Source organism: Photorhabdus akhurstii, assembly GCF_018448925.1.
Taxonomy (GTDB): domain Bacteria; phylum Pseudomonadota; class Gammaproteobacteria; order Enterobacterales; family Enterobacteriaceae; genus Photorhabdus; species Photorhabdus akhurstii.
This window is the reverse complement of record NZ_RCWE01000002.1, coordinates 271,034-292,690: the sequence shown is the minus strand read 5'-3', so window position 1 is coordinate 292,690 and position 21,657 is coordinate 271,034. Positions and strand designations below refer to the sequence as shown.

The 21,657-nt window shown below is 43.1% G+C and carries 17 protein-coding genes and 1 pseudogene; 16 read left to right on the top strand and 2 right to left on the bottom strand.

From position 1 onward, the window contains the following. Positions 1-276: 276 nt before the first annotated feature. The 11 genes and pseudogenes from EAE93_RS03885 (at position 277) to EAE93_RS03840 (ending at position 13,972) form a co-directional block, all read left to right on the top strand. The gene (locus EAE93_RS03885) at positions 277-2,685 is read left to right on the top strand and encodes a DMSO/selenate family reductase complex A subunit (protein ID WP_214039118.1); all 2,409 of its coding nucleotides are present in this window, start codon (positions 277-279) and stop codon (positions 2,683-2,685) included. Beyond that, positions 2,682-2,768 (top strand): annotated as a pseudogene (locus tag EAE93_RS24320) (DMSO/selenate family reductase complex B subunit); the annotation flags it as partial. The gene EAE93_RS03885 and the pseudogene EAE93_RS24320, both read left to right, overlap by 4 nt. Before the next feature lie 219 nt (positions 2,769-2,987). After that, a complete protein-coding gene (locus EAE93_RS03880) occupies positions 2,988-4,505 on the top strand; it encodes a M60 family metallopeptidase (RefSeq protein WP_214039117.1) in 1,518 nt (505 codons plus the stop codon). Between the two features lie 609 nt (positions 4,506-5,114). Beyond that, complete coding sequence (locus tag EAE93_RS03875) at positions 5,115-6,545, top strand: gamma-aminobutyraldehyde dehydrogenase (RefSeq protein ID WP_040148726.1); 1,431 nt, start codon at positions 5,115-5,117, stop codon at positions 6,543-6,545. A 15-nt stretch (positions 6,546-6,560) separates the two neighbouring features. Continuing rightward, the gene (locus EAE93_RS03870) at positions 6,561-7,334 is read left to right on the top strand and encodes a nuclear transport factor 2 family protein (RefSeq protein ID WP_214039116.1); all 774 of its coding nucleotides are present in this window, start codon (positions 6,561-6,563) and stop codon (positions 7,332-7,334) included. Next, a complete protein-coding gene (locus tag EAE93_RS03865) occupies positions 7,271-7,528 on the top strand; it encodes a hypothetical protein (RefSeq protein WP_214039115.1) in 258 nt (85 codons plus the stop codon). The genes EAE93_RS03870 and EAE93_RS03865 overlap by 64 nt, the downstream gene beginning before the upstream one ends. 37 nt (positions 7,529-7,565) lie before the next feature. After that, entirely contained in the window at positions 7,566-8,843 is a 1,278-nt protein-coding gene (locus EAE93_RS03860; RefSeq protein ID WP_214039114.1) for a 4-aminobutyrate--2-oxoglutarate transaminase, read from the top strand. A gap of 33 nt (positions 8,844-8,876) precedes the next feature. Continuing rightward, positions 8,877-9,245, top strand: coding sequence for a DUF805 domain-containing protein (locus tag EAE93_RS03855; RefSeq protein WP_214039113.1), 369 nt, complete (start codon positions 8,877-8,879; stop codon positions 9,243-9,245). Positions 9,246-9,302: 57 nt separating this feature from the next. Further along, entirely contained in the window at positions 9,303-10,844 is a 1,542-nt protein-coding gene (locus tag EAE93_RS03850) for an NAD(P)/FAD-dependent oxidoreductase (protein ID WP_214039112.1), read from the top strand. Positions 10,845-11,444: 600 nt separating this feature from the next. After that, the gene (locus EAE93_RS03845) at positions 11,445-12,947 is read left to right on the top strand and encodes a PhoPQ-activated pathogenicity-related family protein (RefSeq protein ID WP_214039111.1); all 1,503 of its coding nucleotides are present in this window, start codon (positions 11,445-11,447) and stop codon (positions 12,945-12,947) included. A 254-nt stretch (positions 12,948-13,201) separates the two neighbouring features. Next, on the top strand, positions 13,202-13,972 hold the full coding sequence (locus EAE93_RS03840) for a glucose 1-dehydrogenase (RefSeq protein ID WP_036805946.1): 771 nt from the start codon (positions 13,202-13,204) through the stop codon (positions 13,970-13,972). Between the two features lie 81 nt (positions 13,973-14,053). Here the strand turns inward: EAE93_RS03840 and EAE93_RS03835 are convergent, their stop codons facing one another. Further along, positions 14,054-14,737: a hypothetical protein gene (locus EAE93_RS03835; RefSeq protein ID WP_105397301.1), complete on the bottom strand. Its 684-nt coding sequence runs from the start codon at positions 14,735-14,737 to the stop codon at positions 14,054-14,056. A gap of 395 nt (positions 14,738-15,132) precedes the next feature. On the opposite strand from EAE93_RS03835, the gene EAE93_RS03830 reads away from it, so the two are divergent. From EAE93_RS03830 to EAE93_RS03810, 5 genes are all read left to right on the top strand, one after another. Continuing rightward, positions 15,133-16,149 (top strand): NAD(P)H-quinone oxidoreductase, encoded by a 1,017-nt coding sequence (locus EAE93_RS03830; protein ID WP_040154183.1) that lies wholly within the window; start codon positions 15,133-15,135, stop codon positions 16,147-16,149. 455 nt (positions 16,150-16,604) lie between these two features. Further along, positions 16,605-18,524, top strand: coding sequence for a pyridoxal phosphate-dependent decarboxylase family protein (locus tag EAE93_RS03825; protein ID WP_214039110.1), 1,920 nt, complete (start codon positions 16,605-16,607; stop codon positions 18,522-18,524). Between the two features lie 45 nt (positions 18,525-18,569). Further along, positions 18,570-19,778 (top strand): tyrosine transporter TyrP, encoded by a 1,209-nt coding sequence (tyrP, locus tag EAE93_RS03820; protein WP_036805956.1) that lies wholly within the window; start codon positions 18,570-18,572, stop codon positions 19,776-19,778. Between the two features lie 91 nt (positions 19,779-19,869). Then, entirely contained in the window at positions 19,870-20,304 is a 435-nt protein-coding gene (locus tag EAE93_RS03815; RefSeq protein WP_110087183.1) for a DUF29 domain-containing protein, read from the top strand. A gap of 54 nt (positions 20,305-20,358) precedes the next feature. Further along, positions 20,359-20,799: an OsmC family protein gene (locus EAE93_RS03810; protein ID WP_036805959.1), complete on the top strand. Its 441-nt coding sequence runs from the start codon at positions 20,359-20,361 to the stop codon at positions 20,797-20,799. Between the two features lie 155 nt (positions 20,800-20,954). Here EAE93_RS03810 and EAE93_RS03805 read toward each other — a convergent pair whose 3' ends face one another. Then, positions 20,955-21,269 (bottom strand): hypothetical protein, encoded by a 315-nt coding sequence (locus tag EAE93_RS03805; RefSeq protein ID WP_036805961.1) that lies wholly within the window; start codon positions 21,267-21,269, stop codon positions 20,955-20,957. Between the last annotated feature and the right edge of the window lie 388 nt (positions 21,270-21,657).

The following is a 21,657-nucleotide window of genomic DNA, read 5'->3' as shown; positions in this document are numbered from 1 at the left end:
ATTTTGAATGCGAGAGGTAAGTATTAGTATAAAATAATTAGCACTACTCCATCAATATCATGAAATTTAAGTAATAAATTTATATACACCTTGAAATATTCACTCGTGATATAAATTATTTTAAAATATTCATTTCAGTATCAATTTTTTAGCCATATTTAGCAAAACTTTTCAAGAAAATGTGATCTAAATTTTATTAATCCTTGATCGCTATCAACATTTAAACCATTTTTTCTAAATAACATCCAGCGAATAAGATGCAATGTGGAGGCTAATATGAAATATAGAAAAATAAATCATGAAGCCAATGAACAGAATGATGACCTGACAGTCAGCCGTCGTCGTTCTATTCAAGCAAGTGCAGCGCTTATATCTATTCCTTTTGTTTCTGCCCGCCAAGCAATAGCCGAAAAGAAAACAAGCCAAGGCTCGCTACCGATTCATGTTATTGATGCGGGTGAAACAAAAGTCGTACCCACCTGTAGTACGTTTGATTGCGGAGGAAGATGCGATATCCGAGCTCATGTCCGAGAAGGTGTTGTCACCCGCATCACCACCAGACCTGATCATGAACTCGATGAAGCAATGCCGATCATGCAAGCTTGCATACGCGGCAGGGGCTATCGCAAATTTGTTTATCATCCTGATCGTTTAAAATATCCGATGAAACGAGTTGGCAAGCGGGGAGAGGGGAGATTTGAACGAATTTCCTGGGATGAAGCGACAACCATTATTGCGGATAAGCTAAAAAGTATTACTGAAAAATATGGCCCGGCTTGCCGCTACGTTAGCGTTAATACCGCGGTAATCGGCGGTGTATCATCAGGTGATAAAATGTTGCGTCGTTTACTCAATATTACCGGCGGACATTTACAATTCTACCATTCCGTGAGTATGGGCAATACAGCGGCAGCGACACCTTATACCTACGGCGTGGCCACTTCGGGTAGCACACTGGATACCTTAGAAAATACCCCTTTGGTGATCCTTTGGGGCCATAATCCCGCTGAAACTATTTTTGGTCACTCCAACCACTATTTCCAGAAGATGAAAAAGAACGGCACCAAATTTATTGTTGTCGATCCCCGTTACTCTGATTCTGCTTCCTCGTTGGCTGACCAATGGATTCCTTTGCTGCCAACAACTGATAACGCATTAATGGATGCAATGATGTATGTGATTGTCAGTGAAAATTTGCACGATAAAGAATTTATCGATCGTTATACGATTGGTTTTGATGAAAACAATATGCCGGATGGCGTTCCCGCCAATGAATCTCTGATTGCTTACTTGACAGGCGCTAAAGATAGCATTGTGAAAACAGCGGAATGGGCTGAAAAAATCACTAAAGTGCCGGCGAATATCATTCGTCAGCTTGCCCGTGAATATGCCAGCACTAAACCCGCAGCCCTGATTCAAGGATGGGGTCCACAACGCCACATCTGTGGTGAACGTGTTGCACGTGGTGCAACAATTTTAGCCACAATAACCGGTAATGTGGGTAAAAAAGGGGGATGGGCAGCAGGTTTCAGTGGTGTCGCTGGTAATAAATCCCTCTATGGACTCGATATTGGTCAAAACCCAGTAAAAGAAAAAATCTCCGTGATGAACTGGGTCCAGGCAGCCGATGATGCCAGTAAAGTTACCCCGGCAGACGGTTTAGTGGGTGCCGATAAGCTGAATACCAATATTCGTATATTATTCTCGTTGGCCGGTAATTACCTTGCAAATCAAAACCCTGATATCAATCAGACAGTAAAAATATTGGCAGATGAATCTAAAATTGAATTCATTGTCTCCAGTGATCTTTATCTAACACCAAGCGCCCGATATGCCGATATTTTATTGCCGGAAACCAGTTTTATGGAACGTTGGAACATTGGCTTTCCTTGGGGCGCCGGCAGTTATTTCATTCTGTCATCAAAATTGATCGAACCTGAATTTGAACGGCGCTCTGATTATGAATGGATACGCGAAGTTGCAGCAAAACTGGGCGTTGAACAGGAATTCAGCCAAGGTCGTGACGAAAAAGCGTGGATAGCCCATATTATGGAATCTAACCGTCAGGCTATGCCAAAAGAAAATCTGCCCACTTTTGAGGAATTACAACGGACACACAAACATCTTTTCAAAATACCGCCTTATGTCGCTTTTGAAGAAAATATTCGTGCCCCAGAAAATCATCCATTTCCCACACCTTCAGGAAAAATAGAGATATTTTCTAAACGTCTGTATGACATGCAACATCCTGAAATCCCTGCGTTGTCACATTATGTACCGGCATTCGAAGGGCCGGAGGATAAATTAGCTGAAAAATACCCGTTGCAATTAATTACCTGGAAAGGGAAAAACCGCTCCAATTCAACCCAATATTCAAATCCTTGGTTAAAGGAGGTGCAAACCCATAAGTTGTGGATTAATCCGTTGGATGCGCAGGAACGCAAAATTAAACAAGGGGATTTGGTTCGGGTATTTAATGATCGCGGAGTTTCTATGATCCCGGCGGAGGTAACTCAACGTATTATCCCCGGCGTGGTGGCAATGCCGACCGGCGCATGGTGGCAACCGGATAAAAATGGTGTTGATTGGGGCGGTTGTGTCAATGTGCTGACATCATCCCGTAAAACTCCGCTTGCACATGGAAACTCCCATCAAACATTACTGGTCGAGGTCAATAAAGCCTGAGTAAATTTATAGAATATGCGCTGGTAAGCAACCGACAATTAGGCTTTTTTATTGATTCACCCCGTTGTTCAGGATGTAAAAGTTCCTGTCGCTAATATGTTTCTGAGATAAAGTTGCCTCGGAAAATATTCTTAGCGAAATAAAATCATTTCCTGATAGATGACTTTATTATGGATGTTTGACAAATTGTTAGTAATGATATCATTTCAAAATGAATCGTGAGTTATTCTATAGATTCGACGAGATGCAGTTAATCTGCATTTTTCCAATGTTTCCATCCTAAATAAAAAGGTAATAATGAAATGAGCGAGAATAAGAAAGAGGTAATTGTACAAGGTAACGGTTCTACTAATGAATATAAAATAATACAACGAAGAACTTTTGCACACAGTGAATTACAACCCTCAGGGTTTTACGTTATTGCCGGTCAAGAAGTGATTATTGATGTTGAAGGAGAAATAAAAGGTGCTATTAATGCGGTGATTGGTGTCCCTGAATTGAATAAACCAGTAAAATACTTGTTAACGAAAGGGTTAAATAAACTAAGACCAAGGAATGAAGGTTTACTCTGTTTTACCAATAACAACAATTATGGTTATGTAAAGGTCATTATTAAATCAGAATTACAACCAGTGCCGTCATTTAAGCTGAATGAAACTAGTAATACAGATTGGGAAAATATGATGGAGTTATATTCTCAAGCACCTGTTGTTCAACTTAGCAGTGAACGAGCAGTAATTGTTGTAAGATATAAGAGTGCTAAGAAATACCTTACCGATCCCAATGCATTAATGAAATATTATGATAATTTTATCCGCTTACAGGATAGCATATCAGGATTATTAGAAGATGGAAAAGCAGACTATAAGAGTGATCCCAATAAATTGTTATATGTAGAATCAGACCGTTTTTATATGTTCGCTACTCATGGACATATGGGCTTTAATGGTGATGCGGCTCTTCAACGATTATTAACTACCAATAATGGTTGGGGGATCTGGCATGAAAGTGGTCATCAAAGGCAACAATTTCCTTATACCTGGAGTGGAGGAACCGGAATGATGGAGGTTACAGTAAACCTGTATTCTTTAGCAGTTCAAGAAGGGCTTTATGGTAGGGCAAGTCAGCTAGATAAATATTACCCCAAGATCAAAGAATATTTAGCCGCTGAAAAGAAGAATTTTGACACCCAGGACATTAATATAAAGTTGGGAATGCTATGGCAATTAAAATTAACATTTGGTGATGGGTTTTATCCTCAGCTCCATCAAATATATAGAATAATGGATTCATTACCAATAAATAATAGTGATAAAAAACAACAATTTATAATATCATCATCTCAACTGGCGAATATTAACTTGGCTGTCTTTTTTAATAAATGGGGCATTACACCCAATGAAAAAACATTAGAAATATTAAAAACCTTGCCGCCGCTAGATAAAAATATATGGGAAAACGATGATAAAAACTTGATTACAATAAGGATGCCACAGGAAAAATATATTCCCGAGTTGGCCTATTTTATGAAAATCATAAAGAAAACATTATTAAGTGAAAATGAATTTGAATTCACTATTGATCGTGATTGGCACACACCGTATCAATATATTATTAAAAAGAATAATCAATATCTTGCGGAGATAAAAGATGGCAAGCCATTTGATTGCAGCACAAATTTAGATGAAAATGGTTTGAATGTAAAAGTTTCTCATCATTTTATTTTAGATGATTTAATTGAAATTGAAGTCAGGTTTGCTGGAGAGAAATACGTTATTTACAATATGAAAGTTTATGATTTTAAATTATCATATTCGTAAATTCATCCAACTATATTATTCAATTATCTACAGTTTCTCAACTAACTGCTAAACGGGATTTAACTTACATCAATGCCTGTGTCAATTAATCTACTAAAGAAGTCGTGAATAATATCAAATTCAACATCACTTTCAACTTTATAGACATCAAGAGACACAGGCTCTGAACATTATGATGAAAAATATTCTGGTTAGTTGCCAGTTGTGTACCAAGTGGAATAATTTCCGCATGAGATAATGTCAAGCCTCCAAATATAATTCCTGTGAATAAAGATATATTTTTTTATTGTCTTTTTAATTTTAATTTTTCCAATAAAACTTCGTTTTTTAATATTAATGTTGCAAATTGAGCAATCTCTGATATTGACTCGATTGTAAATAATCTTGCCGAGGAATAGCCCCCAAGTCTTTTCTTCCAGTTAAAAAAACTCCTCGATCCCGCTCACAGATCAGCATATTTTCCTGAACAGGAGAGTTGAACGTTATATCTATGTATCTAATTATTCTTTTATTTTTATTTTTTAGTTAAAAAATTAACATCCACATAACAATTGAACATATTAAGTTATAGGTTATATTTTATGTTATCCAATCCATCAGGAGGTAACTATGGCGGTACCAACGCTCAGACATTTCATTAATAGTAAATATGTTGAATCTAAAGGTTCCGAATATTTTGACCTAGTAAGCCCGGTCACTGGTGAAATCTATGCGCGTTCTCCTAACGCGACTATAGCGGATGTTGATGAAGCTTATGCATCGGCTAAAGAGGCATTCAAGATCTGGGGACGCAGTACACCGTCAGCGCGTCAGCAGGCGTTGCTGGCATTAGCCGATGCGGTGGAAAAAAACTCTGAACGTCTGATCGAAGCGCAAAGCCGCAATACAGGGCAGCTCAAACATCTGATTGCTTCTGAGGAAGTTGCGACGTCAGTGGATCATATCCGTTTCTTCGCTGGCGCCGCCCGTTTTCTGGAGGGCAAAGCGACTGCTGAATATCTTCCTGATATGACGACCAGCATTCGGCGTGAACCACTAGGCGTGGTGGGGCAAGTTACGCCGTGGAACTACCCGCTGATGATGGCAGTATGGAAGATAGCGCCTGCGCTGGCAGCAGGTAATACTGTGGTACTCAAACCGAGCGATACCACGCCGGAAAGTACTCTGTTGCTGGCTGAACTGGCCGCTCCATTCTTCCCTATAGGCGCATTCAACGTGGTGTTGGGTAATGCCAGCGCGGGTGCTCTGGTCGTTTCACACAAAACGCCAGCTATGGTTTCCATCACGGGTTCCGTGCGCGCAGGTTTGCAGGTTGCCTCTTCGGCGGCGGCTAATCTCACCAGAGCGCATTTGGAGCTAGGCGGAAAAGCGCCAGTGGTTGTTTTCGCCGATGCAGATATGGACAAAGCGGTGGAGACCATTGCGACCGCGGGATATTTCAATGCGGGTCAGGATTGTACGGCAGCCTCGCGTGTGCTGGTGCATGAATCTGTTTACGATACCTTTGTCGCCAAACTAGTGGCGGCGGCTAAAGCTACCCGTTTTGGCTATCCAGAAGATGAAGAAGCTCTGTATGGGCCGCTCAATAATGCTCGTCAGATGGAGCAGGTCAAAGGGTTCATTGCGCGTTTGCCCGCGCATGCTTGTATTGAAACAGGAGGCCGTCAGGCCGAACGCTCAGGTTATTACTTTGAACCCACGGTAATTACCGGTCTGGAACAGCACGACGAAGCAATTCAGACCGAGATTTTCGGCCCGGTTATCACGGTGCAGAAGTTCCGCGATGAACAGGATGCCATAGAGAAAGCTAACGACGTGAAATACGGACTGGCATCCAGTGTCTGGACTCGCGATCATGGCCGCGCGGTGCGCCTATCACGTGAACTCGATTTCGGTACCGTCTGGATTAACACCCATATTCCGCTTACGGCAGAAGCGCCGCACGGCGGCTTCAAGAGCTCCGGATATGGTAAAGATCTGTCGGCTTATGGCTTCGATGAATATACGCGTATCAAACATGTGATGAGTTCCAACGACTGACACAGGACATCCGTAATGATTCAGAATGTATCTCCGCGCGACTTAGTGTCGCGTGCGCACCACGAGCTGTTTACTGACCGTGATGTAGGAGCGCTTGAGCGTTATTTTGCGCCGCATTTCATCGAACATTCTCCGTTGGTCAAAGATGGTCTTGCCGGATTGCGTGATCTGGTCTGGGCACATCCTGAACTGCGCCACGAAACGTATCGTGTACTGCAAGATGGTGATCTAGTCGCCATCCACGGTCGTTTTACGGGATTAGACGACTGGCCGTTGGTCGGTTTCGATCTGTACCGGGTTGCCGACGGCTTAATCGTAGAGCACTGGGACGGCCTGGTGCCGCAGTCGGCACCCAATGTCAGTGGCCGGACTCAGTTAGACGGCCCGACTGAAACAGGCCATGACCATGACCGAGAGAAAAATCGCGAGCTGGTGATCAACTTTTTTACACATACCCTGATCGAAGGTCACTACGAAGAGTTTGGAAACTACACTAATGGTGAATTGTTTCGCCAGCACAGCCCCGATATCCCTGATGGTACGGATGCAGTCATCTCGTTTCTTAAGCAACTCCGGGATGAGGGGCAGGGCCTGCATTACACTAAAATTCACCGTACGGTAGCCGATGGGCAGTTTGTTCTGACCCATTCGGAGGGGAGTATCGCCGGAGCGCGTCATAGCTACTTCGAGCTATGGCGCATTGAGGACGGCAAAGTGGCTGAGCTTTGGGATGCTATCACCCCGGTACCGGAGGATGCGAAAGCGCTGCATCGCCACGGGATTTTTTAGCGTTGATCGATACCCGGCGCGAAGTTTGCGGTCGCGCCGCAACCGGATGCCCATACACCGGCAGATATGAGTTCATCGACGCTCCCTATGTGGATTATGTCGGCATTGCGGCGGCGGATATGCTGGTGTCGACGCTGGATCAGTTACTTCTACCAACTCTGGGAGCTATATCACATCGGGCGTCTGTCTGTTGAAGCTCGCTTATTTCAGATTGCTGAGGAGTTTTCATTTATGACTGGAGCTATATTAGCCAAAAGACACAGCGAGGCTATTGCAAAAGGCGTGAGCGTGGCCACACAAGTCTATGTGGAGCGTGCGGAAAACGCTGAAATTTGGGACGTTCAGGGGCAACGTTACATCGATTTTGCCGCCGGTATCGCCGTGGTAAATACCGGCCACCGCCATCCGCGCGTCATCACGGCCGCCAAAGAACAAATGGAACAGTTTACCCACACTTGTCATCAGGTAGTGCCCTACGAAAATTATGTGGCGCTGGCCGAACGTCTGAACCGCTTGGCGCCCGGTAATTTTGCGAAGAAAACCGTCTTTGTCACTACCGGGGCCGAGGCGGTGGAAAATGCCGTGAAGATCGCACGTGCCGCTACCGGTCGCAGTGGCGTGGTCGCTTTCAGCGGCGCTTTCCACGGCCGTACCTTCCTCGGTATGTCATTAACCGGCAAAGTTGCACCGTACAAAATGGGGTTCGGCCCGTTGGTTAGCGACGTTTACCGTATTCCGTTTCCGATCGGGCTGCATGGCATTAGTGTGGAACAAACGCTGAATGCGCTGGAAAATCTCTTTAAAACCGACATTGAGCCTGCATGCGTCGCTGCCATCATCATCGAACCGGTACAGGGCGAAGGCGGTTTCTATCCTGCTCCTCCCGAACTGCTCAAAGCTCTGCGTGAGATCGCCGATTACCACGGCATTGTACTTATCGCCGATGAGATCCAGACTGGTTTCGCGCGTACGGGCAAACTGTTTGCTATGGAGCATCATGAGGTGGTTGCCGATCTGACCACTATGGCGAAAAGTCTGGCGGGCGGTTTGCCGCTGGCAGCTGTAACGGGACGTGCCGAGTTGATGGATGCTGTAGTGCCTGGTGGTCTGGGGGGAACCTATGGTGGTAACCCGGTAGCGATTGCGGCCGCTCATGCGGTACTGGATGTGATCGAAGAAGAAAAGCTGAATGCGCGAGCGACGCAGTTGGGAGACCAGCTAAAACAGCGGCTGCATGAACTGCGACCGCGAGTTCCACAGATCGCCGACGTACGTGGGCTCGGGCTGATGATTGCGGTGGAGTTTAACCATGCGGACAGTCAGGAACCCAATGTCAGCTTTACCAACGCGGTACGTCAGAAAGCGCTGGAGCGTGGTCTGATCCTGCTGACATGCGGTGTACACGGCAACGTGATCCGTTTCCTTCCGCCACTGACCATACAAAATAACGTTTTTAATGAAGCGCTCAACATTCTGGAGTCTGTACTGCTCGATCTGGTTGAACAGTAGATAGAATCTGCTGCATCACAAGAGGGGATAACAATGCACTGGTATTTAAATGTATTAAAGAACTATGCTTGCTTCAAGGGGCGAGCCAAGCGTAAGGAGTTTTGGTACTTCGTTCTGTTCCAGATCCTGGCTGTATTTATTATCTCTTTCCTTGAACGCTACTTTGCCGTTGCCAATCCTGAGGTTTATATGGGCTGGTTCAGCGCTGTCTATCTGTTGCTCACGCTTTTGCCCACGCTAGCAGTGAATGCCCGCCGCCTGCACGACATCAACTGTAGCGCTTGGTGGTTACTGCTGCATCTCATACCGTTTATCGGCACTGTTATCCTGCTGATTCTCGCCGGTCTGAAAGGGAGCTCGGGCAGCAATAAATATAGCTCAGATAGCCGGACTCACTCATAGAGAAACTCTCCAGACCAGGCCAGCGGGTGATTTCAAAATCATGACAGGAGTGTTGAAATGACAATGAATAGAAGAGACTTTATCTCTACCGTCGCGACGCTCGCGGGGGCGGGAGTGCTTTCATCCGTACTTCCCAACTTATCCCTACTCGCCCGGACCTTAACTACGGCCGATGATCCGGCCATCAATATTGATAAGCTACGACCAACACTGTTGGAGGATGCGCAGCATAGAGTCAGCCGGTTGGGGCTGGATTCGCGTATCTGGAGCTGGCATAAAGACGCTGCTGCTGACGCCATGCCAGCCAACTATTATGAAGCTTCTTTGGCTGACTGTCCGACTTTTGGAAGCCTGCCTGGAGACCAGAACTGCGAGGTTGTGGTTATCGGCGGTGGGTTGCTGGGCGCTTCCACGGCATTACATCTTGCTGAAGCGGGAGTGGACGTGATTCTGGTTGAAAAGGATAACATTGGTTCAGGAGCCTCTGGCCGCAACGGGGGACAGATAACCCCTGGGCTCGCACGCTGGGAAGCTAAAACCATACTGGAAAAACTTTCATTCGATGAGGCTAAACGCTTATGGCGTTTTGCATCTGTTGAAGCGATGAATCTCGTGGATGAACTCCGTGAGCGTTATAGTTTCGAATGTGACCGCAAATATGGTCATATCACTGTTGCGGTGCACGCAGGCCACATGGGGCCGCTGGTGGCTAATGCCGATGCCCGGCGCCAGTTGGGAGATACGGCGATGAGGGTTATCGGACCGCACGAACTACAGGAAAAATATGTGCGTTCGGACATCTACCACGGAGCGAATATCGACAGTATCGGTGGGCAGGTCCAACCTCTGGCGCTATTGCGTGGCTTGGTTTATGGTTTCGCCAGACTGGGTGGGCGAATCTATGACAGCACGAAAGTGAAGGGCATCAGGCAGGATACTGGCGGCACAGTCGTAGAAACTGAGCGGGGGATTATCAGGGCAAGTAAAGCCGTGGTGTTGGGTGTACATGCCTCCACGGGGGAGTTTATCTCCGGCCTTTCCACCACGATGCCTTTTTTCTCCTACGTGGCGGTAACTCCTCCGTTGCCAGTGGATGTCAAAGAGCTGATCCCGTCAGATTTGCCGGTCTACGATACACAGTTACAGGTCGATTACTATCGTGCGGTACGCAACAACCGCCTGCTGTTCGGTGGACAGGGTACTGGCAATTCCTGGTCGCCGCGTGATGTGAACAATTATCTGCTTAAGCGTATCAGAACCGTGTTCCCGCAGTTGGAAAAAGCCGAACTAGAATATTCTTGGGGCGGGATCAGCGATCTGACCCTGAACGGCGCCACCGATGCCCGCAAGAGCGACGACAGAGTACCCGTGTATATGGTACATGGCTGGAATGGTCATGGAGTAGCGCAAACGGTGCGCATTGGCAAAGCTATCAGCGACGATCTTACCGGACGCAACGACGACTTTACCATGCTTACCCGCATTGACCACGCGAGTATCCCGCTGGGCTCCTATCTCTCTCCGGTAGCTATTCCGTTGGCTAAGGGTATTCTGGGTGTGATCAGCACGCTTAATCCGGCAGATATGGTTTCGTTTTGAACATTCAGGGTCTGACCCCTATTACAGAAAGAATATATACCCGTCATCTTTCAAGTTGCTTCTTTGTTGGCGGCACTCGCTCACCCCGGTCACATAGTTTTCTATGCTCCCGGGGATTCACTCCCTTGCCGTCGCGATCCATCTTGAAATCCATAGGGTATAAACCATTATGGTGCCTTTAAACTCTCAAGGAAGAGGGAAACCCAACCGTTAAAATTTAATATTCGGATACCATAATAAACGAGCATGACCTTTTTTTACCGGGATACTGGCTGGAGGTCATTAAGTAAAAGTCAACTTGAAATCACCATTGATCGTGATTAGTACACGCCGTATCAATATGTTATTAAAAAGAATAATCAATATCTTGCAGAGATAAAAGATAGCAGGCCATTTGATGGTAGTGCCAATTTAAATGAAAATGGCTTAAGTGTAAAAGTTTCCCATCACTTTATTTTAGATGGTTTGATTGAAATTGAAGTCAGATTTGCTGGAGAGAAATACATTATTTACAATATTAAGGTTTATGATCTTGAATTATCATATTGGTAAAGTTATCCAACTATATTATTCAATTACCTATATATTAAGGATGAATTAATGTCTAGTTTCTTCAAAAAAACAATTATTACCCTATTGTTATTGGCGGCTACTAATACTAATAGTTATGCCCAGTCTAATACAGAACAATCACCATGCTCTAATGAGGCTAATATCAATTTCATCAATGTACTTCCCTGCTATCGAGAGGAATTAGCAGTCCAGCCCCTTAAATATTCGCTTTTAAGTAAAGAAAAATTACCTCAAATTGAACTACGTCACTATCAATTAACATCACAATTCTGGTCTCCAGGAAACGTTATTCTACCGGCCGAATGGCAACACAATGTTGATATATTTATTCCTGATCATCCGCTTTCACCGCGTGCGCTTATCATTGTGAATAATGGAACTAACTATAATAGTGGATCTGAGGCTCCAGTTTTACCAACAGATTTTAGCTCGACAACCCTGGCGGCTATTGCCCGTGCAACAAATACGATAGTTATCTCGATCAGTAATATTCCTAATCAATATCTCGTGTACCGGGACGATAGAAAACCCCGCAAAGAAGATGATAGTATTGCTCACAGTTGGACATTATTCATGAACGAGCCAGAGAAGCTGTCGTTGATACCTTTGCATATTCCTATGGCGACTTCTGTTTCTCAAGCAATGACTTTGGCACAGCGGGAATTAACACCGTGGAATATTAATAACTTTATTGTTTCTGGCGCCTCGAAACGAGGCTGGACAACCTGGTTATCGGCAATAGCAGATACACGGGTTGATGCAATAGTGCCTTTTATTATCGACATACTTAACACACACGCAGCATTTAAACATGTATATGAATCTTACGGAAAAAACTGGCCGATTGCTTTTTATCCGTATTATCAGGAACATGTTGATGAAAAAGTCAATACGCCTGCATTTGCTAAATTAATGCAGATAGAAGATCCTCTGCAATATTTGGGATCAATTTATGAGTCTCGACTTGCCATTCCTAAATACATCGTCAATGCCAGTGGAGATGATTATTTCGCGGCTGATAATGCAAGACTCTATTATGATATTCTGCCTGGAGACAAATCTTTACGAGTAGCCCCCAATTCTGATCATCGTGGCATTCTGAACTTTACTGAACAGTCATTGATTACATTTATTAATCGGTTACAGCAATCTATTCCTTTGCCAAAGCTTAATACAATTCTGCATGCACAACAGAATTCGCAAATACTAACCGTCAATTTTTCAGAAAAGCCTGAAAAATTGATACGTTGGACTGCTGCCAATCCAATTTCACGAGATTTTCGTTATGCATGTGGTATCCGATATAAAGCATCACCACTCGATATTAATACGCTGCAACAAGTTGAAATTTCGTTAGGTTCTCCAAACATGGGATGGGAAGCGACTTATATTGAAGCAACTTTCAGTGATGGATATGTGGCAACAACGCGAGTTTACATTACCCCTGATGACAAATATCCAGTAGTCGCGCCTTTATCAAGTGGGCCAACATGCCAAACATTGCCAGGTCGCGGGCTAGGCTCAAAATAAGATAATAATGATAAAGTCTGAATAAACTATTTGCGAAACATTGGACCTCCGGTATTTTCTGACGGTAACCGGAGGTCTGAATATGTCAAACATTTAGGAAAAATGGGACATAATTCATAAAATCAACATTACCTCACCGATATACCTTATATAAGCACTTCTGGAGTAATTCTTTATAGGTATTCTGTGTTTCACTGGATCAATAAATATCTCAAATAGCGCCTGTGATAGCGCGATACAATAAGGAACATCAAATGGACCGTATGCTAGAAGGTAAGGTTGTCATTGTCACTGGCGGCGCAAGCGGCATCGGAGCCGGTATTGCTTTAGCCGCGGCGCGTCATGGCGCAGCAACCGTAATTATTGGCGACATCACGGATCAACCCCGAGAGGGAGGAGTGCCGGTGCTCCAGCGTCTTCATTCGCTTGGCGCGCAAGCCATATTCCATCGATGTAATGTCACTTCGCGGAGCGAGATGGATACATTAGTCGACGTCGCGACACCGTTCGGCGGTGTTGATTTGATGGCTTGCAATGCCGGAATCGCATTAGCTACCGATGGTCCACAGATTAGTGCAGATGATTTTCACAAGCTGCTTACGGTCAACCTTGATGGCGTTTTATTTGGCGCACAGGCTGCTGCTGAACAGATGATAAAGCTCGGTAAACGCGGAAGTATTGTGGCAACGTCAAGTATGGGGTCCATTAGGACAGGCCAACTTACAACCGCCTATTCCACTAGCAAAGCTGGCGTCAATATGATGGTGGCCGCATTGGCCGATGCTTTCGGACCGTCAGGTATTCGTGTTAATGCCGTATGCCCAGGGCTAATCAATACAGCACTTCCTCTTTCCTCGCCGGAAGTCGCGAAAATGTTTGACGGGTTACGGGAGAGGATGCCTCTTCGAAGATTGGGAGAGCCGGAAGAGGTAGGAAATGCAGTCGTATGGTTAGGATCGGATCTCGCCTCGTTTGTAACCGGCGTATCACTGTTAGTGGATGGCGGGCAAACAGTAGTATTGTGAGAACAAACATTTCTAGGTAGTTGGCATATTTCGAAGGAGAGTAGGGTAAAATGGCTGTTTTCAATTACATACTGGAATTCTTTACATAGAATCTACAGAACCGAATATTTTCGCCAGCCTTACCAATTGAGCAATTTCATCATTGGAGGCGCCATTTCTGAGGATATCCAGTACCGTCGTGGATTCAGCCAGATCGATACCAGGATTAAATGTCTTGATTTTACGGATGAAAAAATCACACTTTTTTACGCCACTGACTGGACCTAGATTAGTCAGTATCTCTGGAACACCTTTTAAATATCCTTTATTACTCGTTTTTTTATTTACCGAAAACTGGAATACAGGATATAAATTCTCTACTCCCCAATTTAATACAATGAGTTTATGATTTTCACCATATTTATTTACTGTCGGGCGGGTCACTCCTAATATATCAGCAACCTTACTGGACTTATAAACGCCACCGTATTCCCCAAGATGGGCCAGAAAAGCGTTTCTACTTTCGATTAATTCCTCGTGTTCCTTCTTTTCTGGTGTGATATTTTCCACCATTTCAACATAGTTAGCCCGCCCTTTGACTTCTGCCCAAAATTCATTATCAGGTAGGGTTAACAACAGAGAAATACTCTCTGAATCTTTGTTTTTAAGCACATTAATAAAATGATCAGCAAGATTGATGACGCGTGCTTTGACCAGTTCAAACGGATCAAATCCGCTTTTCGGTTTTACTGTCGGGTCATTGGGTTGTTTTGCTGTTGTTCCCATAACCTACCTCAATTGTTTTGTCATTTCAAAGAATCAGCATACATGAAATGGTAGTATGTGGAAGTTCTGTCACCAGTTTCTTTTTGCATGTACTAAGAATTGATTAATAACAGATAGGTATATTAGAATCAACACGGTGAAAACTCTTATGTTCACTGGAAATGAAGACCACAAGGTCGGAGATACCGTCTTGTTACTCAATTTTCATCCTACCACTTTTTGGTGTCTATGGTCTTAGTCATTTGTGAAGGAATCTCAGCCAAACGCCTTAGTACATAACAGAGATTCCTGCATTATTTCTCAGCACTCTTTCCACAAATCAGAATAAATAATATTATCATCTAAACTTAGACTAAATTCATAAAAAGGATCGTCAAAAGAAATAAGAGGTATATATGCATAGCCAAATTAATTCATTGCCCCAATATATGTTAGCGATCAGTATCATTAAGCCCGGAGGCCCGGAGAAATTGCATCTGGTTCAGGTTCCGTTACCACGGCCAGGAAAAGGCTACTTGTTAGTAAAAGTAGCTGCGGCAGGTGTTAATCGGCCTGATATATTTCAGAGAATGGGTTCCTATCCACCACCACCGGATGCATCGCCATTGCCGGGTTTGGAGATTGCTGGAGAGGTGGTTGCCAAAGGTGAAGGTTGCGAACGCTGGAATCTTGGCGATAAAGTTTGCGCTCTTGTTGCCGGCGGCGGTTATGCCGAATATTGCCTGGTACATGACTCCGTTGCCTTACCCATCTATGGTTTGGATTTTGTTCAGGCAGCCGCATTGCCAGAAAACTTTTTTACCGTCTGGGCTAATGTTTTTCAGACTGGCAAGTTGAAACAAGGAGAAAATTTGCTAATTCACGGTGGTACTTCTGGGATAGGCAGCGTCACTATTATGTTAGCAAAAGCCTTTGGCGCCAGAGTCATTGCTACCGTCGGCTCTGATGAGAAAGCTAAAGTCGCACACAGTCTAGGCGCTGACTTTGTTATTAATTACCGTAAAGAAGATTTCGTTGATCGGGTATTGAAAATCACGGGTAATCATGGCGTTGATATAGTTGTTGACTTAATCGGCGGTGATTATGTCAATAAAAACTATAAGGTTGCTGCTAAATTCGGGAGAATTATTCAGATTGGTATGATGAAAGGAAACCCTGAAAATCTTAATCTGATGCCCTTAATGCTAAAACGTCTGACTCACACGGGTTCTACATTACGTTCCCGCAGTGTAGAGGAAAAAGCAGAGATAGCTCGGGAATTGGAAAAACATGTCTGGCCATTATTGAAATCAGGAAAAGTCAGTCCATTAATTTGTAAAGTTTTTGATCTGAAAGATGCTGCTGATGCACATCGAATGATGGAAGCCGGTGATGTTATCGGCAAGGTTATGTTGGTAAATGTATCATCTTAATAGTACTTCTGCTTAAATCAGGGCTATTTTAATTTGTAGCCCTGCATTCTATCTGCTAACCACTTCACGTTAAAAAAAATCCTTATAATTAACAAGGTTAACAACAAATAAGCCCCTATTTTCCTCTGTTTTTTGATTTGTTTTTATTCGTTCTTTGTCCTCGCGCACAAAATCAGAATTTATATTTAACGTCATTGTTAATATTTTAACAAATATAGTCTATATCTATTAACAAACGATCGTTTATAGATATGTTAATGATTAATCTATTCCACCTGATAGATTTTTCTGAATGTCTAGAATAATGAGGTATGACCAGCTATTGGTAAGTTAGGTGGCATATAATTTTCTGTCTGACCATCAGAGAAAGATAGTGATTTCATTAACAAGTAAAGAATTTCAGAATCTCTCTGTTGCTGACAGCCGTTTTTGTTAGTTGAAAGGGTAATATAATTATGACCAAGCAGTTTACTTCGCACTTAAACATTGATGCGTTGTTTTTAGGCCCTAAATCAGAAAATACGGTTTTTTTTAGAGAAATGATGGAATATGCCGTAAGTGAGCACATGCACTGGCGCTCTGATTTTCACCCAGAAGATCCCGCCTTAGTCACCTCGGTTGATCGTTATGCACCTGATTATAGGGAAACGCTTTATCGGACAGAGGGTATTCTAAACCAGTTATCCGCTAAGCTGAAAAACACCTCGATTCCCTGGTTTTCTCCTCGCTATATGGGGCATATGAATGCCGACACCCTGATGGTTTCCAATCTCGCTTATGTCATGGCGATGATGTACAACCCAAACAATTGCGCCCACGAGTCATCACCGACAACAACGGAGCTAGAAATTGAAGCAGGGCTGGATCTATGCCGAATGTTTGGTTACGACCCTCGCCGAGCCTGGGGACATATTACATCAGGAGGAACCGTCGCCAATTATGAAGGGTTATGGGTTGCGCGTAACTTAAAAACCATGCCTATTGCCATTGCACAATATCCACAATCCAGCGATCTGGTCGCAAATAAATCAGAACAACAACTGTTGAATATGTCGCCATCAGATATTCTGGATTTGACGGATGAATTAAAAAAACGTGGCATTTTCGAAGAAGTTCGTGAACTTTCTTGCCGTGGCGCCGGGATAAAGCAGGGGATGTTTGGCAAAGTCCTGGTTCCACAGTCGAAACATTATTCATGGATGAAAGCAATGGATGTTCTGGGAATCGGTCAACAGCATATCGTGCCATTGCCGGTCGATGCGAATTATCGTACCGATGTTGAAAAAATGCGTGAAATTACATTCTGTCTGATAGAGCAGGGGGAACCTATTCTGGCGATGGTAACTGTAGTTGGAACGACAGAAGTGGGAGCCATTGACCGAGTTGATGAAGTTATTGCGTTGCGCAAAGAGTGTGAAGAGCGTTATGGCGTCTCATTTTATGTGCATATTGATGCTGCTTATGCAGGTTATGCCAGCGCAATGTTCCTTAACGAACAGGGAGAGTTTATGGAATATGATGAACTTATCCGTCGTTATCGTGAATTGGCGATTATTCCCGAAGATATTATTTGGCCTAAACCTGAAATTTACCAAAGCTTCCGAGCCATGTGTCAGGCTGATTCAATCACCGTAGATCCTCACAAAGTTGGATTTATTCAATATGCCGCCGGTGCGGTATGTATGAAAGATAAGCGTATTGTTGACTTAATTTCCTACCGGGCGGCTTATGTTTTCGAAGATGTTGATACTCAACCAGAGCAAGCCATTGACCGGCATGTCGTACTCGGCGCCTCTATTATGGAGGGATCTAAAGCCGGAGCTATCGCCGCCGCCATTTGGGCCGCGCACCGATTGGTTCCACTTAATATCAGTGGTTACGGAAAAGTGATTGCTGCCGGTATTGTGACGGCTAATTGGATGATTAAAAAACTTTTAACCACAGAACCATTGGTTGTTGGCAAACGCCGGTTTGCAATTCATACCATGCCAAATCCTGATTTCCATATGGTCAATTTCACTTTTAAAGAGCAAGGAAATAATGATTTAAGTCACCACAACCGTCTTAATAAACGGATGTACGAGCTTTGTTCATACACTTCTGGGCGTAGTTACACCAATGATTTTTTGACTTCTTCCACCTCCCTTGGTTATGGAGAGTATGGTGATACGCCTTGGCATTACGTTGAAAGTTGCGGTTTTGACCAAGAAGAATGGCAGAAAGTCCACAGTTTATATGTCCTACGTGCTGCTGTGATGACTCATTGTTTACGTAGTGCTGACGATTTTGACGAGTATTGGGAAAGGCTCCAGAAAATTTTTATTCACAAACTGACTCAGATTGTTGATGAAGAAGAAAAAAAGAAAGTGGCCTGATTTTCTATTATTAAATATTTGTTGTTGATTCGAAGGGAAAAAAACGTGAAGAACCGTACTTTTGGCAGTACTTTTATTATCGCCGGAACCACTATAGGTGCTGGTATGTTAGCCATGCCATTAGCCACCGCCGGTGTAGGATTTGGTGTAAGCTTGATCATGTTGGTTGGCTTGTGGGTTTTGATGAGTTACACCGCATTATTACTGGTTGAAGCTTATCAATATGAGTCTCCTGATACGGGATTAGGGACACTTGCTCAACGTTATCTTGGCAGCGGCGGCAAAATATTAACGGGTTTCAGCATGATGTTTCTGATGTATGCGTTAACATCAGCCTATATTAGTGGTGCCGGGGAATTACTGACAGTCAGCCTCAATAAATGGCTTAATTTGTCCCTTCCTGCTTCCGTGGGCGTTATTCTGTTTACGGTAATTGCCGGAGGAATCGTTTGCATTGGCACCAGTTCAGTAGATATGGTTAACCGAGTTATTTTCAGTGCGAAAATTATTTTCCTGGTATTGATGTTGGGGCTGATGATGCCGCATGTTCAGCATGTTAACCTACTGACACTACCATTAGAACAAGGGTTAATATTATCTTCAATTCCGGTGATATTCACATCGTTTGGTTTTCACGGCAGTGTTCCCAGTATTGTGAAATATATGAACGGCGACGTACGTCGGCTCCGTTGGGTGTTTATTATCGGCAGTGCAATTCCGTTAATTACTTATATTTTCTGGCAATTGGCGACATTAGGGAGTATCAATTCCAACACATTTGTCGATATCTTAGCTGAAAACGCCGGGTTGAATGGCTTATTACACAGCATTCGTGAAGTTGTTGCTTCACCGAAAACTGAACTTGCAGTACAAATGTTTGCTAATCTAGCGCTCGCAACCTCATTCCTCGGTGTCGCACTTGGCCTGTTTGATTTTCTAGGTGATCTATTTAAACGCAAAGATAATGTAACCGGGCGTATGCAAACTGGTTTGCTGACCTTCGTTCCACCATTGATTTTCGCGCTATTTTACCCAAAAGGTTTTGTGATGGCGTTGGGATATGCCGCGGTCGCACTGTCAATTTTAGCGTTATTATTACCTAGCCTCCTGGCATATAAATCCCGTCAGCAAAATGAACGTCAATATCGGGTACCTGGTGGTAAGCCCGTACTATTGCTGGTATTTGCCTGCGGTGTTGCAGTAATAGCAATCCAAATTGGCATCGTAAGTGGAATGTTGCCGGCAGTAGGCTGAATACTGAGTTATCGAAGATAAGTTCTTTTTTGACCTAAAGCGTATTCTCTGACAGACTGCTAGCATAATAGACCTATTAGCGGAGGCAATTATGAATCATACCCGTTACGAAACTGATGTGGTCGCTTGGGCAAATGAACAGGCAGCGTTATTACGTGCCGGTAAATTCTCTGAGATTGATATAACCAATATTGCTGAGGAGATCGAAGACGTGGGCAAGAGCGAACAGCGTGAGTTGGCTAGCCGCATGGCAGTATTAATTGCTCACTTATTAAAATGGAAATACCAACCAAGCCATAGAGGAGCAAGTTGGGAAAGAACAATTAAAGCGCAAAGAAAAGAGATTCTTTATGGTTTAAAAGAATCTCCTAGTTTAAAGACAAAGTTAGATGATCCAGACTGGGTTGATGTTGTCTGGTCTAAAGCCGTTGCCTCAGCAATGAACGAAACCGGATTAGATGCGTTTCCCGATGTATGCATTTGGGGTATGTCCCAGATACTGTCCTCTGAGTTTTATCCTGATTAGCAAAATTCTGTTTGCCCCGGTGAAAAACTAATATTAATTTTAAGGAGTTGGATCATGGCGAAAGAACTATTTACTGCCACAGTAAAATCTGTAGCTGGAGTGAAAGTTGAATGTACATCAAGAGATTTCTCCTTTTATTTGGATGAACCGCGTAATTTAGGTGGTACTGATCAGGGGATGAATCCAGTTGAAGCTCTACTCTGTTCTCTCGGGGCTTGTAAATGTATCGTAGCAAAGGCTTTTGCTAAACTACACAAAATTAACTTAATTGATATTCACGTTGATCTAGAAGGTGAACTTGATACTGATGGTTTCACTGGTAGAAATAAACAAGCGAAATTAGGTTTCTCTAAAATAGTGACAAAATTTCATATTAAAGCTGATAATAGTGAAGAAGAAATTCATGCTTTTGTCGACTTTATTAATAGAACCTGCCCGGTTCACGACACCATTGAGAATGCACCAAGTTTTGTCACTGAAATATATTGTGAATAAATAGATGTTACGCTGAGATAATTTCACAAAGAAAATGTTGTTTAAATTAATTTTAAAAATCCTCTACGATGCAGTAGAGGATTTTATTATAGAGTTAGGTAAATCAATGTTTATCTATCTTTTTGCCCCATTAATAATGGCATAAGAAACAATTACTATTGTTTAATAACGTAAACGGTAGTTATATTACAACTCGCATTTTCTATACCAACTTTAATATTTAAACCCTGTGCATAAGCTTGACTTAATAGCCTATTAACGTTTTCAGCGCTTGATCCTGACCAAATATAACCAGGTTTCCCACAGTTACCAGCTAAACTCCCGCTAAATGTATAAAAATAATGTGCAGGATTATCCCAATCAGCTTTAATTTCTGCGACTCTAACAATGCCACTATTGGTTTCCGCTGAGAATGCAGGGGCGCTAATCATACCAATTAAAATAAATAACATAGATATCAATTTTTTCATAATTTACTCCTGATTAATAATATAAATAAGGTCTGACGTTTTGCAGTGTAAATTATGCAAATAATCTTTGCACCAACTTCATATTAATATAATAGGTGACTCTCCTGATAAATAATGCCAAAAGTTTTTCCATTGAAATAAATAATTGATAAAAGCAACATGGTGGTTTTTATCAAAAAAAGTAAAAGTTATTATCGTTAAATTCAGTATTATGTTGCAGATTAATTTTCTTTCTCTGCTAATTGATCAGTTATTTCTTTATCAAGCTGATTACCACCATCTGGTACTATAATCATCAAACACTAAGATTCATAACCAATTCACTAACTGGTTATATAGGGGTTTGGGGAGTAACGGAACAGCAAACGCCGTTAATGGGCCAATTTAA